Source organism: Amycolatopsis sp. CA-161197 (assembly GCF_050942255.1).
Taxonomy (GTDB): Bacteria; Actinomycetota; Actinomycetes; order Mycobacteriales; family Pseudonocardiaceae; genus Amycolatopsis.
In genome coordinates, this window is sequence record NZ_CP192059.1 from 592,963 (window position 1) to 608,140 (window position 15,178).

General features: G+C 71.8%; 15 protein-coding genes. 13 read left to right on the forward strand and 2 right to left on the reverse strand.

The window, feature by feature from the left end; all coding sequences use genetic code 11:
• The first annotated feature begins 18 nt into the window (after positions 1-18).
• The 5 genes from ACQPXB_RS02970 to ACQPXB_RS02990 all read left to right on the forward strand — a co-directional run bounded on the left by ACQPXB_RS02970 (position 19) and on the right by ACQPXB_RS02990 (position 4,848).
• Complete coding sequence (locus ACQPXB_RS02970; protein ID WP_432849337.1) at positions 19-840, forward strand: alpha/beta fold hydrolase; 822 nt, start codon at positions 19-21, stop codon at positions 838-840.
• Between the two features lie 22 nt (positions 841-862).
• Entirely contained in the window at positions 863-2,170 is a 1,308-nt protein-coding gene (mshA, locus tag ACQPXB_RS02975) for a D-inositol-3-phosphate glycosyltransferase (RefSeq protein WP_366577784.1), read from the forward strand.
• On the forward strand, positions 2,167-2,679 hold the full coding sequence (locus ACQPXB_RS02980; RefSeq protein WP_220245921.1) for a YbjN domain-containing protein: 513 nt from the start codon (positions 2,167-2,169) through the stop codon (positions 2,677-2,679). The genes mshA and ACQPXB_RS02980 overlap by 4 nt, the downstream gene beginning before the upstream one ends.
• 65 nt (positions 2,680-2,744) lie before the next feature.
• The gene (locus ACQPXB_RS02985; protein ID WP_432849338.1) at positions 2,745-3,665 is read left to right on the forward strand and encodes a DUF4349 domain-containing protein; all 921 of its coding nucleotides are present in this window, start codon (positions 2,745-2,747) and stop codon (positions 3,663-3,665) included.
• Between the two features lie 433 nt (positions 3,666-4,098).
• Complete coding sequence (locus tag ACQPXB_RS02990) at positions 4,099-4,848, forward strand: phosphoglyceromutase (RefSeq protein WP_432849339.1); 750 nt, start codon at positions 4,099-4,101, stop codon at positions 4,846-4,848.
• A 310-nt stretch (positions 4,849-5,158) separates the two neighbouring features.
• Here the strand turns inward: ACQPXB_RS02990 and ACQPXB_RS02995 are convergent, their stop codons facing one another.
• Both ACQPXB_RS02995 and ACQPXB_RS03000 read right to left on the reverse strand, forming a co-directional pair.
• The gene (locus ACQPXB_RS02995; RefSeq protein ID WP_432849340.1) at positions 5,159-6,073 is read right to left on the reverse strand and encodes a hypothetical protein; all 915 of its coding nucleotides are present in this window, start codon (positions 6,071-6,073) and stop codon (positions 5,159-5,161) included.
• A complete protein-coding gene (locus ACQPXB_RS03000; protein WP_432849341.1) occupies positions 6,070-6,717 on the reverse strand; it encodes a DNA-binding response regulator in 648 nt (215 codons plus the stop codon). The genes ACQPXB_RS02995 and ACQPXB_RS03000 overlap by 4 nt, the downstream gene beginning before the upstream one ends.
• Before the next feature lie 86 nt (positions 6,718-6,803).
• Between ACQPXB_RS03000 and ACQPXB_RS03005 the strand changes: the two genes are divergently transcribed.
• The 8 genes from ACQPXB_RS03005 to ACQPXB_RS03040 all read left to right on the forward strand — a co-directional run bounded on the left by ACQPXB_RS03005 (position 6,804) and on the right by ACQPXB_RS03040 (position 15,160).
• Positions 6,804-7,688: an aldo/keto reductase gene (locus tag ACQPXB_RS03005; protein WP_432849342.1), complete on the forward strand. Its 885-nt coding sequence runs from the start codon at positions 6,804-6,806 to the stop codon at positions 7,686-7,688.
• A gap of 137 nt (positions 7,689-7,825) precedes the next feature.
• Positions 7,826-9,085 (forward strand): sensor histidine kinase, encoded by a 1,260-nt coding sequence (locus ACQPXB_RS03010; protein WP_432849343.1) that lies wholly within the window; start codon positions 7,826-7,828, stop codon positions 9,083-9,085.
• Positions 9,082-9,771, forward strand: coding sequence for a response regulator transcription factor (locus ACQPXB_RS03015; RefSeq protein ID WP_204091841.1), 690 nt, complete (start codon positions 9,082-9,084; stop codon positions 9,769-9,771). The genes ACQPXB_RS03010 and ACQPXB_RS03015 overlap by 4 nt, the downstream gene beginning before the upstream one ends.
• Before the next feature lie 196 nt (positions 9,772-9,967).
• Positions 9,968-10,951: a Ppx/GppA phosphatase family protein gene (locus ACQPXB_RS03020; protein ID WP_366577798.1), complete on the forward strand. Its 984-nt coding sequence runs from the start codon at positions 9,968-9,970 to the stop codon at positions 10,949-10,951.
• The gene (locus tag ACQPXB_RS03025) at positions 10,948-11,106 is read left to right on the forward strand and encodes a hypothetical protein (RefSeq protein WP_366577800.1); all 159 of its coding nucleotides are present in this window, start codon (positions 10,948-10,950) and stop codon (positions 11,104-11,106) included. The genes ACQPXB_RS03020 and ACQPXB_RS03025 overlap by 4 nt, the downstream gene beginning before the upstream one ends.
• Entirely contained in the window at positions 11,103-12,905 is a 1,803-nt protein-coding gene (locus tag ACQPXB_RS03030; protein ID WP_432849344.1) for a hypothetical protein, read from the forward strand. Before ACQPXB_RS03025 ends, ACQPXB_RS03030 begins: the two co-directional genes overlap by 4 nt.
• Positions 12,906-13,377: 472 nt before the next feature.
• Entirely contained in the window at positions 13,378-14,184 is an 807-nt protein-coding gene (locus tag ACQPXB_RS03035) for a sugar phosphate isomerase/epimerase family protein (protein WP_432849345.1), read from the forward strand.
• A 145-nt stretch (positions 14,185-14,329) separates the two neighbouring features.
• Entirely contained in the window at positions 14,330-15,160 is an 831-nt protein-coding gene (locus tag ACQPXB_RS03040; RefSeq protein WP_432849346.1) for a thioesterase family protein, read from the forward strand.
• Positions 15,161-15,178: the final 18 nt, after the last annotated feature.

The window sequence follows — 15,178 nt, forward strand, 5'->3', positions numbered from 1 at the left end:
GTGCTACGAACTGACGTCGTGAACACCGAAGTGGTCGGTACCTCCGGCGTGCGCATCGCGGTGCGCGTCGAGGGTGCCCAGAACTCCCGTCCGATCGTCTTCGTGCACGGCTGGGCCCAGTCGTCGCGCGCGTGGGCGGCCCAGCTGGCCGACCCGGCGCTCACGGAGCGGTTCCGCCTGGTGGCGATGGACCTGCGGGGCCACGGTGCGTCCGACGTCCCGGCGGCCGGCTACGACGACCCGCGCCAGTGGGCCGACGACCTCGCCGCCGTGCTCGACTTCGCCGGCCCCGACGCGATCGTCGTCGGCTGGTCCTACGGCGGGCTCGTGATCGCCGACTACCTGCGGGTGCACGGAACCGCACGGCTGGCCGGGATCGTGCTCGTCGGTGCCATCACGGAGATCGGCCGGGGCCGCGAAGGCGGTAAGACCGGATCGGTCATGCGGGCCGCGCTGCCCGCGGCGCTCTCGGACGATCCCGAGGTCGCCGTGCCGGCGTTGGTCGAGTTCAGCCGGGCCCAGGCCAACGCCTCGGTGCCCGGGACGTTCGCGCAAGCCCTGCTCGGGATGTCTTTGGCGGTGCCGCCGGCCGTGCGCGCGGCGCTGTTCAAGCGCGACGTGGAGAGTTCGGAAGTGCTGGCCAAGGTCGACAAACCGGTGCTGGTCGTGCACGGCACGGCCGACCGGGTGGTCGATCCGTCGGCAGCGGAATATTCGGCCGGGAAGATTCCGGGGGCGGTTCTGCGTTGGTTCGTTGATGCGGGGCATCTGCCGTTCGTCGAGGACGCGGGGGAGTTCAACTCCGCGCTGCGGCGGTTCTCCGGGGAAACAGCCGAGTAGCGCACACAGGAGTAGTGACCAGGTGACCATCTCCTCTCTGTCGGGGTTCCGTGCTGCGCCGCGTCGCATCGCGGTGCTGTCCGTGCACACCTCGCCGCTCGAACAGCCGGGCACCGGCGACGCGGGCGGCATGAACGTGTACGTGCGCGAGACCGCCACCGAGATGGCGCGCCGAGGCGTCGAGGTCGAGGTGTTCACGCGCGCGACCTCGTCGGACCAGCCGCCGCTGGCCGAGCTGGCGCCGGGCGTGACCGTTCGCCACGTGCAGGCCGGCCCCTTCGAGCCGCTGGGCCGCGACGAGCTGCCCGCGCAGCTGTGTGCGTTCACCTCGGGTGTGCTGCGCGCCGAGGCGTTCCACGAGCCCGGCTACTACGACCTCATCCACTCGCACTACTGGCTCTCCGGCCAGGTCGGCTGGCTGGCGCGCGACCGCTGGGGCGTACCGCTGGTCCACACCGCGCACACGCTGGCGAAGGTCAAGAACTCACTGCTCGCCGACGGCGACAAGCCCGAGCCGCGCACCCGGGTGATGGGCGAGGAGCAGGTGGTGACCGAGGCCGACTGCCTGGTCGCCAACACCCAGGTCGAGGCTCGTCAGCTCGTGGACCTCTACGGCGCCGATCCGCATGCGGTGCACGCCGTGCCGCCAGGGGTCGACCTCGACCGCTTCACGCCGGGCTCGCAGGCGCTGGCGCGCGACGCGTTCGGGCTGCCGCGCGACGCCGTGGTGCTGGCGTTCGCGGGCCGGATCCAGCCGTTGAAGGCGCCGGACGTGCTGCTGCGCGCGGCCGCCGAGCTGCTGACCCAGCGGCCGGAGCTGCGTTCGAAGCTCGTGGTGCTCGTGGTCGGGGGGCCATCGGGCACCGGTCTGGAGCAGCCGCAGGCGCTCAAGGAGCTGGCGTGCACCCTGGGCATCCAGGAGCAGGTGCGCTTTCTGCCGCCGCAGCCGGGGCAGAAGCTCGTGAACGTGTTCCGCGCGGCCGACGTGGTGGCCGTGCCGAGCTACAACGAGTCGTTCGGCCTCGTGGCGCTGGAGGCGCAGGCCTGCGGCACGCCCGTGGTGGCCGCCGAGGTCGGCGGGCTGCCGGTCGCGGTGCCGCACGGCGTGTCGGGACTGCTCGTGCCTTCGCACACGGCCACCGACTGGGCGGACGCGCTGGCGGCCGTCGCGCTGCGTCCGGAACGCCGGAGTGAGCTCGGTGCCAACGCCGTGCTGCACGCCCGCCGCTTCTCCTGGAGCCGCACCACGGACTCGCTGCTGGAGATCTATGCTCAGGCGACCAAGGCGTTCCGCGGGGCGCTCGAAACGCGGGCGGAGGTGGCGGTGTGAGCCTGGACGCGACGATCAAGTCCACTTTGGACGCCGCCGAACTCAAGTACGACCGGCGTGGCGAAGGAAAGTACTTCGTGACGTTGCCTGGGACCAAGAAGCTCCAGACCAACTGCTGGCTCGTGGACGGCGACCACGCGTTCTCCGTGGAGGCGTTCGTGTGCCGCCGCCCGGACGAGGCGCACGAGCAGGTGTACCGCTTTCTGTTGCAGCGCAACGCCCGGCTCTACGGCGTGCACTACACAGTGGACAGCATCGGCGACATCTACCTCGTCGGGCGCTTCGGCAAGGAGACGGTGACCGACGCCGAGCTGGACAAGATCCTCGGGCAGGTGCTCGAAGCCGCCGACGGTGACTTCAACACGTTGCTGGAGATCGGGTTCGCGTCGTCGATCAAGCGCGAGTGGGACTGGCGCGTGTCGCGCGGCGAGTCGCTGGCGAACCTCCAGGCGTTCAAGCACCTCGTGGCGCCTGAGAAGCCGCACGAGCCGGGCTTGACCGAGTCGTGACTCGGGCCGTGCAACGCCGCTGAGGCCGGGGTCCGTCCGTCTGCCACCCGAGTGGAGGAGGACGGATGAGGACTCGATGGAGATGGGTGCCGGCCGGTGCCGTGTTGCTGGTGGCGCTGGCGGGGTGCACGGCGAATGAGCCGAGCTCGACGGAGGCCGACAGCGGGGTGGCGGCCGCGCCTCAGCAGGGCTTGGCCGAGAAAGCCGCGCCGGCCGTGCCCGCACCGGGAGCGCCGGGGGCTTCCGGTGCTTCGGCCAACGCGCCGGCGGTGGGAGCCACGGGGACCACCGACCGCAAGCTCGCGCGGAGTGCACGGCTGGACCTCTCGACCCCGAGGCTCGACGACGTCGTGTCGCGGGCTCGGGTGATCGCGACCGGAGCCGGCGGGTACACCGGCCAGGAGAGCACGCTGGAGTCGTCCGCGACCCTGAGCCTCGCCGTGCCCGCCGAAAAGCTCGACGGGGTGCTCGACCAGCTCGCCGGGCTCGGCAAGGTCACCAAGCGCGAGCTGAGCTCCCAGGACGTCACCGCCCAGGTGGTCGACGTGGACGCGCGCCTGGCGACCCAGCGCGCGAGCGTGGACCGGATCCGGGCGTTGCTGGCGAAGGCGACGTCGATCTCCGAGATCGCGAGTGTGGAGAGTGAGCTCACCACCCGTGAGGCCGCGCTGGAGTCACTCGAACAGCAGCAGAAGGCGCTCGCGGGAAGCGTCGCGATGGCGACGGTGGCACTGTCCGTGACCGCAGAGGTCGTGACCGGTCCCGGGCAGACATCCGATGACTTGCCGGGCTTCCTCGCGGGGCTTGCCGGTGGCTGGGACGCGTTCCTGACCTTCGGCGGCGGCTTCCTGACGGCGCTGGGGGCGATCGCGCCGTTCGCCGTGGTGCTCGGGATCCCGGCCGGGGCGGTGTGGTGGTGGGTGCGCCGGCGGCGTCGTACGCGTCCGGCGGATGACGCGGCTGTCCCCGCCGGACCTGCGGGATAACGGGAAAGGCGGGACGGCTCGAGGGAGGGGGGAGTCGCGATCTCGAGCCGCCCCGCTGAAGTTCCCGCCGATCAAGGACCCGGTGACGAGGGGGATGCCAACGGGGCCGGCGGGCCGCGGCTCGGCAGGGGGGAGACGAGCCGCGGTCATAGCCCGCCGTCAGCCGGGGAGTGCGTGGAATCCGGCTGAGCGGGACATGCCAAACCTGTCAGATGTCCACCTGTAATCACAAGACTACTCGTTACTCCATTCGAGTGAACTTCACTCAGCGGGATAACAGCGCGCAGCACATTGCACCCAATTCGCGGCTTGTTGACGGGCTGACTTCTGTTCGGGTGAAGGTGTTACTATGGAGTAACACACTCTCTGTAGAACATCGTTCAAGCGGGACTCACCAGTCACGAACCTGGTCCGCTCTGGCAGGCTGTGGGCCATGGCCGAACTTGGGACGCTGGTGCTGCTGCGTCACGGACAGAGCACGTGGAACGCGGAAAACCTGTTCACCGGATGGGTGGACGTGCCGCTTTCGGAGACGGGCGAGCGCGAGGCTCGCCAGGGTGGCCAGCTGTTGGCCGAGGCGGGGCTGCTGCCCGACGTGGTGCACACGTCGCTGCTGCGTCGCGCGATCGGCACGGCGAACATCGCCCTCGACGCCGCCGACCGGCACTGGATCCCCGTCAAGCGCGACTGGCGGCTCAACGAGCGCCACTACGGAGCGCTGCAGGGCAAGAACAAGAAGCAGACGCTGGAGGAGTTCGGCGAGGAGCAGTTCATGCTCTGGCGCCGCTCCTACGACACCCCGCCCCCCGCCATCGACCCGGCCGACGAGTTCAGCCAGGCCGGCGACCCGCGCTACGCCAACCTCGGCGACAACGCGCCCCTGACCGAATGCCTCAAGGACGTCGTCGAGCGCCTCCTGCCGTACTGGGAGTCCGCGATCGTCCCCGACCTGCGCGCGGGCAAGACCGTGCTGGTCGCCGCGCACGGCAACTCGCTGCGCGCCCTCGTCAAGCACCTCGACGGCATCTCCGACACGGACATCGCCGCCCTCAACATCCCCACCGGCATCCCCCTGCGCTACGACCTCACGGACGACCTCCAGCCCATCAAGCCGGGCGGCCTCTACCTCGACCCGGAGGCGGCCGAGGAAGCCGCCGCCGCGGTGGCGAACCAGGGCCGCTGAGCCCGCTCACCCACGGACGAAGGGCCATCGCGCGAGCTGCGCGGTGGCCCTTCGGCTTTTCCGGAGGGTCGCGCGGGGTGGTGCGGGTGCCGGGCTCGGGGTTGCCGGCCCGACCGCGGGCCGCGTGGGGCGAGGCCGCCGGAGCGGGGCGGCGAGCCGGCGCCGGAATGCGGAGGTCAATGCCGCGGAGCCGACCAGCGCCGTGACCTGTGGTCGCGGCGGGTGCGAACCGTGGCGGGCGAGCTTCCTTCACGACGAAGGGCCATCGCGCGAGCTGCGCGGTGGCCCTTCGGCTTTTCCGGAACCGGCCTCAGGCCGCGTTCAGCGGATCGATCGCCGACACCTTCCAGCTGCCGTCCGGTTGGCGGGCGAGGGTGAGGCGGACGGGGATGGTGCGGTCCTGCGGGCCGCCCTGTTGCTGGGTCGAGACGACGGCGTCCAGGAGCACCGTGGCGGTTTTGCCGTCCGCGGAGGTCGACGACACGGCGGCCGCGGACTGGGGGTTGAAGGAAGCCTTGGCGCCGCTGTTTTTCATGCTGTCGACGGTGGTCTGGCGGGTCGCGCGGAACTGCGTGAGCAGTGGGTCGACGGCGACGCTCTCGTAGCCGTCGTACACGGCGTCGGCGTTCTGGGCGTCGACGGTCAGCAGGACCGAACCGGCGTGGCGGGCGGCGGCGAGGGCGGAGTCGCGTGTGACGGCGGGGCGCGGGGCGCCCGGGTCGGCCGTGGGGCCGAGGGTGCCGCGCGGGTTGAGGTTCAGGTCGCTCACGCGCCAGTGGTCGCCGGCCGGGGCGGCGGTCACGAGGACGACCGCGAGTGCCGCGTTGGTCTTGCCGTCGGGGGTCTGGCTCTGCTGCTTGATCGCGGCGAGCATCGTGGCCCCGTTGGGCGACAGCGACGCGACACCCGAATCGACCACGTGCGTCTGCGTCTTCACCGCGGCGGTCTTGATCTGCGCAAAGGTCTGGTCGAACTGCGTGCGCGCGTTGCCGGTGAAGTACTCCTGCTCGTTCTTCGCCACCGTGGCCGTGTCCGTGGAGTCGAAGCTGAACACGGTCTCCACGGCCTTCTTGATCCCCGCGGACGCGTCGCTGGTGGCCTTCGCGTCCACGTAGGCCAGGTTGGCGGGCTGCGGCGGAACCACGGCCTTCCCGCCCACCGCCGAGCTGCACCCCGCGGACACCAGACCGAGCAGGGCCACCGACACCACGAAACCACGCCTCACAGCAGACCGGCCTCCTTCGCGCGCGCCCCGGCCTGGAACCGCGACGTCGCCCCCAACGCTGCCATCAGCTCCGCGACGTAGCGCCGGTAGGTCCGCAGGCCGACGCCCATCGTGCGCGCCGCGGTCTCGTCGGTGCAGCCCGACAGCAGCAGGTCCAGCAGCCGCGGCGTGTTCTGCCGCAGCTCGGCGAAGCGCGTTTCGAACGCCGCGAGATCCGTCGACGAGCGCCACGCGGCCTCGAACAGCGACGAGATCCCGTTGACCAGGTCGGGTCGCGAAAGGACGGTGTAGCTGCGCCCGTCGGGCGTGACCTCGGCGGCGAGGATCGCGAGGCGGCCGTCGAGGATGATCGTCTCGTTGATCTCGCGCTCGCTGATGCGGATCTGCGCGCCCAGCGAACGCAGCATGCGCAGGTGCTCGACGCTCGCCTCGTCCAGCAGCACGCTCGGCAGGTAGATCTTGCGCGCCCGCCGGCCCTGCAGGTCCGGCACCGCGCGCACGCCGGTGCCCGGGCGTGAGGCGGCCCAGGTGTAGAGGGTGTTCGCGGCGCACGCGATGTCCGTCGCGCTGCCGAACAGGTGGGCGGTGCGGTCGAACAGCTCGCGTTCGCCGCGCACGGTCACGACGTCGTCGACTCGAGTCACGCGTCCCAGTGTCCCCCCGATGAGATCCGGTGGCAGCTTCCTGCCAATCCGGGCGCCCCGAACCCCGCCGGGACACGCTGGAAGTCATGACCCAGACAGCACTTCCCGCCGCGGCCGCCGGCACGTGGCGGCTCGGTTCCCTGACCGTCAACCGCCTCGGCTTCGGCGCCATGCGGCTCGTCCCGTTCACGGGCGGCACCAGCGCCGACCGCGAGCGCGCCCTCACCGTCCTGCGCCGTGCGCTCGAACTCGGCGTGAACCACATCGACACGGCGGCGTTCTACTTCACGCCGGAGTTCTCCTCCAACGAGATGATCAACACTGCCCTCTCGCCGTACGCCGATGACCTGGTCCTGACCACGAAGGTCGGTCCGGGCCGCGACCCGTCCGGCGAATTCCTGCCCTTCGCGCGCCCCGACCAGCTGCGCGGCCAGGTCGAAGAGAACCTGCGCCAGCTCGCGCGCGACCACATCGACGTGGTCAACCTGCGCATCGGCACGGGCCTCGGCCGCGGCACGGGCTCCATCGCCGAGCACTTCGGCGCACTGGCCGAGCTGCGCGACGCCGGCCTCATCCGCGAGCTGGGCATCTCCAACGTCGGCCCCGAGCACCTCACCGAGGCGCTCGCGATCGCGCCCGTGGTGTGCGTGCAGAACCAGTACGGCCTCACCGCCGTCCGCGAGGACGACGAGCTGCTGCGCCTCTGCGGTGAACACGGCGTGGCCTTCGTGCCGTGGTTCGCCGTCGCGAGTGGACAAACCGACGAATCCGGGGTCGAAGAGCGCGTGGCGGCCGTCGCGAAGCGCCACGATGCCACATCGGCCCAGGTCCGTCTCGCGTGGACGCTCGCGCAAGGTGATCACGTGCTCGCGATCCCGGGCACGGGCAACCCGGACCATCTGGCACAGAACGTCGCCGCCGCGCAGCTGCGCCTGACGGCCGACGATCTTGCCGACCTCGACGGAGCGTGAACATCCTGCGGGAAGGTCTCGGGAGGGTGAACAGGGCCTGACACCAGGGCGAACATGTCGCCCGTAGGTGTCACGCGCCTCACGACCGGGCTTCCAAGACTGGTCCGAAAGGCTACCGGGATGCTTACGATTCCTTTGTGACCACGCCAGTTGCCCTGATCTCGGCCATCGGCGCTCTTGCCGTCGGCGCGGTCGTCGGGTTCCTCATCGCCCGGGCGCGAGCCCGGAAGGAGACGGCACGGCCGGTGGGACCGACCGTGGCGGAGCTCCTCGAACGGCTGATCCGGTCGTCCCGGAGCGGCGTTGTCGTCCTCAACCGCTTCGGTGACCTCGTGCTGCACAACCCGAGGGCCTACGAGCTCGGCCTGGTTCGCGTGAACCAGGCCGACCCGCGGGCCCGTGCCGCCGCCGAGCAGGTGGTGGAGACCGACGAGCCGATGGAGATCGACCTGTCGCCGCTCGAGAACCGCGGGCGGCGCCAGCCGGAGGCGGTGCTCGGCGAGGTCCGCCCGCTCGGCGACGGCTTCACCGTGGTCGAGGCCGTGGACCACTCCGAGGCCATCCGCCTGGAGGCCGTGCGGCGCGACTTCGTGGCCAACGTGAGCCACGAGCTCAAGACCCCGGTCGGCGCGATCGCGCTGCTCACCGAGGCCGTGCTCGACGCCGCCGACGACGTGGCCGAGGTCCGCCGCTTCGGCAGCAAGATCCTCCGCGAGTCGACCCGGCTAGGCACGCTCGTGACCGAGCTGATCGCGCTTTCGCGCCTGCAGGGCGCCGAACGGCTGCCCGACCTCAACGTCGTCGAGGTCGACGCCGTGGTGCGGGAAGCGCTCGGCCGGACAACGTTGTCAGCGGAGTCGGCGGAGATCACCATCACCACCGACACGGCCAGCGGCCTGCTCATCGAAGGCGACCGGACGCTGCTGGTCACGGCCCTGTCGAACCTGCTGGAGAACGCCGTCGCGTACTCGTCGCCGGGCAGCCCGGTGTCGATCTCGCGCCGGCTCGCCGACGGCATGGTCGAGATCGCCGTGACCGACCGTGGCATCGGCATCGCCGAGGACGAGCAGCAGCGCGTGTTCGAACGCTTCTACCGCGCGGACAAGGCCCGCTCCCGCGCCACCGGCGGCACGGGGCTGGGCCTGGCGATCGTGAAGCACGTCGCGGCCAACCACGGCGGTTCGGTGGGCCTGTGGAGCAGACCCGGCACCGGGTCCACGTTCACGCTGCGGATCCCCGCGCACGTCAGCCCCGAGCCCGGCGGCGACGGCGCGCGCGGCGGCAAGCAGACCCAGCCCGCCATCGTGGTGCGGCAGGACAAGACCCCCGAGCGGACACCCCGGCTCGTGGCAACCGGGCAGGAGCTCTCCGGCCCAGACCATGGAGGAAACCTGTGACGAGGGTTCTCATTGTCGAGGACGAAGAGTCCTTCGCCGACCCGCTCGCCTTCCTGTTGCGCAAGGAAGGTTTCACGGCCGCGGTGGCCGGGACGGGACAGCAGGCGCTCGAGGAGTTCGACCGCAACGGTGCCGACATCGTGCTGCTCGACCTCATGCTCCCGGGCATGAGCGGCACGGACGTGTGCAAGCAGCTGCGCCAGCGTTCGGCCGTGCCGGTGATCATGGTGACGGCGCGCGACAGCGAGATCGACAAGGTCGTGGGCCTGGAACTGGGCGCCGACGACTACGTGACGAAGCCCTACTCGGCCCGGGAGCTCATCGCGCGCGTGCGCGCGGTGCTGCGCCGCGGCGGCGAGCCGGGCGCGGAGGGCGAGCTGGCCCCGCTGGTGCTCTCGGCCGGGCCGGTGCGGATGGACGTCGAGCGCCACGTCGTGACCGTGGACGGCGCGGAGGTTTCGCTGCCGCTCAAGGAGTTCGACCTCCTGGAGTACCTGCTGCGCAATGTGGGCCGCGTGCTCACGCGCGGCCAGCTGATCGACCGCGTGTGGGGCGCCGACTACGTCGGGGACACCAAGACCCTCGACGTGCACGTGAAGCGCCTGCGCTCGAAGATCGAGCCCGACCCGGGCTCCCCGCGCCACCTCGTGACGGTGCGCGGCCTCGGGTACAAGTTCGAGACGTGAGCCGGCGGTAGGGAAAACACCGGAGCACGGCCGGGATGGCGGGGTTTTTTCTTGCCACCCCGGCCGTTTTCGCTCCTGGGAAAACGCCTCATTTTTCACCCTGCGCGGGCGCTCGGGCACGCAGAGTCGAGCCCGGACCGAGTGGTGTTGGTTACAGTTTCGAGACCTGGCTGTGGGACCGGTACGCTGGATCCTCGTGCGCCTAGGGGTACTCGACGTCGGGTCCAACACCGTCCACCTGCTGGTGGTCGACGCCCATCGTGGTGCGCACCCGACGCCCATGCACTCGGAGAAGGCCGTGTTGCGCCTCGCCGAGCAGATCACGCGAACCGGAGACCTCAGCCGCGCGGGGTCCGACCAGCTGGTGCGGGCCGTGGAGTCGGCGCGGGCTGCGGCCGTGCGACTCGGGTGCGAAGACGTGATGGCGTTCGCGACGTCGGCCGTGCGCGAGGCCAAGAACTCGGCGAAGGTGCTGGCCAGGGTCGCGGACGAGACCGGCGTCGAGCTGAAGGTGCTCTCCGGCGTCGACGAGGCGCGCCTGACGTTCCTGGCCGTGCGCCGGTGGTTCGGCTGGTCGGCCGGCCAGGTGCTGGTGCTCGACATCGGTGGCGGCTCGCTGGAGGTCGCGATGGGCCGCGACGAGGAACCTGTGCTCGCGGAGTCGCTGCCGCTGGGAGCCGGGCGCACCACGCGCACGCGCTTCCGCCACGACCCGCCGACACGCTCGGAGGTCGTGGCGACCTCGGCGTGGCTGGAGGACCAGCTCAGCGGGCTCGCGAAGAAGGTCGCGAAATGGGGTGAACCCGATCGGGTGGTGGCGACGTCGAAGACGTTCCGCTCCCTGGCCAGGCTCACCGGCGCGGCCCCCTCGGCGGCCGGCCCGCGCGTGCGCCGTACGCTCACGGACACCGCGTTGCGCCAGCTCATCGCCTTCATCTCGCGCATGCCCGCAGCGGACCTCGCACAACTCGAGGGAGTCAGCTCGAGCCGGTCGCACCAGCTCGTGGCGGGTGCTCTGGTGGCGCAAGCCGCCATGCGGGCGCTTTCCCTCGAAGAACTCGAGATCTGCCCGTGGGCGCTGCGAGAGGGTGTCATCCTGCGACGGCTGGACCATTCCAACGGCGCGGACGAAACTGGGGCCGCCCTCGCCGGCGTTTCGGCGAACGGGGAGGACCGGTGACAGCAGTGGACTGGACTTCGGTGACGGAAAACAGGCACGGTGAAGAGGTGACGGACATGCACAGCACGGTGTTCAGCGCGCGCGGCGCCGCCTGCGTCCGGCCGCCGGCACCTGCCGTGGCCAACCCCGAGCGCGCTTTGGACAGCACGGTATGACCGACGAGAACGGCGCCCCGCCCCAGAAGACCGTGGCCGAACTGCTCGCCCAGCACGGGCAGCAGGTCGAGGGTTCACGGCGGCGCAGGCGTCGCGCAGCGGAAGACGACGACGCCCCCGAGCAGCCGCCGGAGGGCGGCCGCCGCGCGGCGGGCGTGAGCGACACCGCTCCGCAGGCGATCATCGACCGCGTAACCAGCGACGGCGGCACTCCGCCGCCGCCTTCGCGCTCGGCGGGTGGCCGTCGTCGTTCGGACGGGCCCGCGGCCCCCGCGCCGCGCGCGGTGCCGCAGGAGTCGGGGCCGTTGCAGCGTCCGCCTGCTGCTCCTCCCGCGCCGCCCGCCGGTCCCCAGGGGCCGGGTGGGATGGCCGGTCCTGGTCCCGCGGGTCCGGGTGGACCTGGTCCGTCCGGTCCGCCGACGCGGTCGGTCCGCCCGGTGAACGGGCAGCAGGATTCCGGGTTCGTGCGCCAGCCGCCGCAGGAGTCGGGGCAGTTCGCCCGCCCGCAGGAGTCCGGCCAGTTCGTGCGGCCGCAGGAGACGGGGTACACCCGCCCGCCCGCGCCGCCGCAGGAGTCGGGTCAGTTCGTGCGACCGCAGGAGTCGGCACAGATGCCGGTTCCGCCTTCGCCCGAGTCGAGCCAGTTCGTGCGTCCGCCGGCGCCGCCACAGGAGTCCGGCCAGATGCCGGTGCCGCCGCGGGGACGTCCCACGCGTCAGCAGCCGGTGCCGCCGCCGGGTGCGGAAGAGACCCGCAACCAGGTGCCGCCGGTCCGCCGCCGTCCCGGCCCGCCGCCCGCGCCGGGTGGCACGCTCGCGTCGCGGCTCGACGGTCTCGACGGAACGCCCGACGCCGACGTGCCCGAGCCGCCCATGGCCAGTGGCGCGTTCCCGACGGGTGCGCCGCAGCGTCCGCGCCGCGCGCCGGCCCGCCGGCCCGCGCCGCAGCAGGACCCGCACACGGAGCAGTTCGACGCCGTGGCCGGCGTCGAGCCGGAGGCGCCTGAGGTGGCTCCCGGTCCTGGTGGTCCCGGCCCCGGTGGCGCCGGCCCGGCTGGTCCTGGTCCGAGTGGTCCTGGTGGTCCGCCCGCGCAGCCGCCGGGCTTGGCGGGCTGGCGCAAGCGTCGCCAGCAGGAACAGCTCGAGGACACCGAGATCGGCGTGATGCCGGTCGTCCCGGGCGAACCCGCCGACGCCTACGCCGACGAGGACTACGCGGCCGACGACTACGCCGAGCCGTACCCACCCGAGGGCGACTACGACGGCGGCCCGCCCACCATGGCCGCCCCCGCCGACTTCGACGCCGGCCCGCCCACCGCGGGCTACCCGGCGCCCATGCCGTTCGCCCCGGGCGGCGGCCCCGTCGACGACGACCTGTCCGAGTACGAACGCGAGTTCGCCCAGCCGGGCTCCCCGGACTTCGACGGCGACGACTACGGCTACGACCAGCACGGCGACTACGAGGACGACTACGACGACGTCGCCCCCGAAGAACCCGCCGCCGCCCCCGCGGCTGCCGAGCCGGTCCCCGAAGGCTCCCCGGGCAAACAGTGGCTCACCCTCGCGGGCCAACTGGCCCTCGGCGTCGTCGGCGGCGCCGCCGTCTGGCTCGGCTTCAACTGGCTCTGGGTCAACCTCGCCCCGGCCGCCCTCGTGGGCGCGCTGCTGGTGATCGTGGCGCTGGTGTGGATCGTCCGCAAGATCCGCCGCGCCGAAGACCTGCAGACCACGCTGCTGGCCATCCTGGTCGGCCTGGTGGTGACCGTTTCCCCCGCAGCCCTGTTGCTGGTGGGGCGCTAGGCACCTATCGCGTCGGAACTCCCGGCCCCCGCTTCGGCGGGCCGGGAGTTCTCGCATTTCGGCCCGGCCCGGCACACCCCCACCCACCTCACCCCAATGCGGCGTTCGGTGCGCTCAACGCACCGAACGCCGCATTGGGGCGCTCTGGCCCCCACCCAACCGCCGGCCGCCCACCCGACTCACCACCCACCCGAGCCAGGCGCCACCGCCAGAACCGCCGCCCACCCACGCGACCAAGCCCCGCACCCAGACCCGCCCCGGCACCCCGATCCGAAGCCTCCTTGCGGCCGGCGACCTTGTGTCAAGGCACGCTTTCCCGCCTTGACACAAGGTCACCGGCCGTCAACACAATCCAGCTTCGGGGTGCACTCCCCAGGCAAGCCGCCCTGCGAGGACAAGAACACGGACAACAGCTCTGCGGAGACCCACGGCACCTGCGACACGCCCACCCAGGCAAGGCAGGATGTCCCCCGTGAGCGCGCCTGAGAACCCGATCCCCGTGGGCCTGAGCACTGCGTCGGTGTGGCCCCTGCGGGCCGGGGCGGCGTTCGAGCTCGCGGCGGAGCTCGGGTACGACGGGGTCGAGGTCATGGTGTGGGCGGACCCCATCAGCCAGGACGTCGCGGCGGTGCGCCGGTGGTCGAAGCGCACGAACGTGCCCATTCTCTCCATCCACTCGCCGTCGTTGTTGATCACGCAGCGGGTGTGGTCGCCGGATCCCGAGATCCGGTTGCGGAAGTCCGTGGAGGCCGCGCAGGAGCTGGGGGCGCGGACGGTCGTCGTGCACCCGCCGTTCCGGTGGCAGCGGCGGTACGGCGACGCGTTCGGGGACCTCGTGGACGAGCTGGAGGAGAAGTCCGGCATCGAGGTCGCCGTGGAGAACATGTTCAAGGTGCGGCCGCCGGGTGGGTCGCGGAACGCGCGGGTGTCGGCGTTCCGGCCGTCGATCGATCCCACGGACGTCGGGTTCCGGCACTACACGCTTGATCTTTCCCACAGCGCCGCCGCGCGGATGGACGCGCTGGCGCTGGCCGAGCGGATGGGGGAGGGCCTGAGCCACGTCCACCTGGCCGACGGCACGGGCGTGCCCAAGGACGAGCACCTCATCCCGGGCCACGGCGGTCAGCCGTGCGCCGAACTGCTGGAAAAGCTGGTCAGCGACGGTTTCACCGGTCAGGTCGTGCTCGAGGTCAACACGCGGCACGCCGTGACCACCGCGGAGCGGGCCCGCGCTCTCGCGGAGGCGCTGCTGTTCGCCCGGTTGCACCTCGGACAGTGACCAGGTCGTTAGCATGATCGGCTGTCCGGGCGGTCCCGGGCCCGCCGACACCCTCTTCCGGCTCATCGACACGTAAAGTGCCGACCGTGAACTCGTTGCGATCGTTGAACTTCTCCGCCACATGCACCGCCGTGGCCGGCCGTTCGTGAGCCGGGCCGAACAGACGGCGACGGCTTTCGACGCGGCCAGCACGGTCCGTTCCCTCGGGGACGGGACTTTCACGGCCACGCTGAGAGCGGAATGGGCGATCGCGAACCACCCCCACGGCGGATTTCTCCTGGCCCTGCTGGCCAAGGCCGCCACGGCCGTGCTCGGCGAACGCGGCGAACCCACGGCCGAACCGCTGGTGGTCAGCGCCGAGTTCCTGCACGCCCCGGCGCTGGGCCCGGTGCTGCTGCGCACCGACGTCCGCAAGGTCGGCCGCCGCGCGTCGGTGGTCGGGGTGCGGCTGGAGCAGCGTGGGCGAAGCTGCGTGGAGGCGCGAGTGACGACCGGGCGGCTGCCGATGCGGCGCCCGGACTGGAGTGACGTGCCGCAGCTGCCGGCCGAACCGCCTTCGGGCGCGGTGCCACTCGGTGCCGAAACGTCGGAGGGCGTGTTCAACCTCTCGTCCAGCTGCGAGGTCCGCGTGGACCCGGCCACGGCGGGGTACCTCGCCGGGCGCGCCGGCGACCCGCCGCGGATGAAGTTGTGGGTACGTCCCCGAGACGGGATCGGCGACGTCTACTTCGCACTCCTCGCGGGCGATCTCAACCCGCCGGTGGTGGCCAACCTGGGCCGCGTCGGCTGGGCACCCACGGTGCAGCTCACGGCCTTCCTGCGCACCCGCCCGGCCCCGGGCTGGCTGCGCATCCTGGTGGAATCGCGTTCGGTGCACGAGGCCTGGTTCGACTCCGACGCCACGGTGGTCGACTCCCAGGGGCGGCTCGTCGCGCAGGCGCGCCAGCTCGCGCTCGCCCCGGCACCGGGAGCCTGACGCGCGTTTGGCACTCTC

Bases quoted from the DNA above. Each gene is read 5' to 3' on its own strand.
- ACQPXB_RS02985 (WP_432849338.1), top strand. From the start codon at position 2,745: ATGAGGACTCGATGGAGATGGGTGCCGGCCGGTGCCGTGTTGCTGGTG.
- ACQPXB_RS02990 (WP_432849339.1), top strand. From the start codon at position 4,099: ATGGCCGAACTTGGGACGCTGGTGCTGCTGCGTCACGGACAGAGCACG.
- ACQPXB_RS03030 (WP_432849344.1), top strand. From the start codon at position 11,103: ATGACCGACGAGAACGGCGCCCCGCCCCAGAAGACCGTGGCCGAACTG.
- ACQPXB_RS03005 (WP_432849342.1), top strand. From the start codon at position 6,804: ATGACCCAGACAGCACTTCCCGCCGCGGCCGCCGGCACGTGGCGGCTC.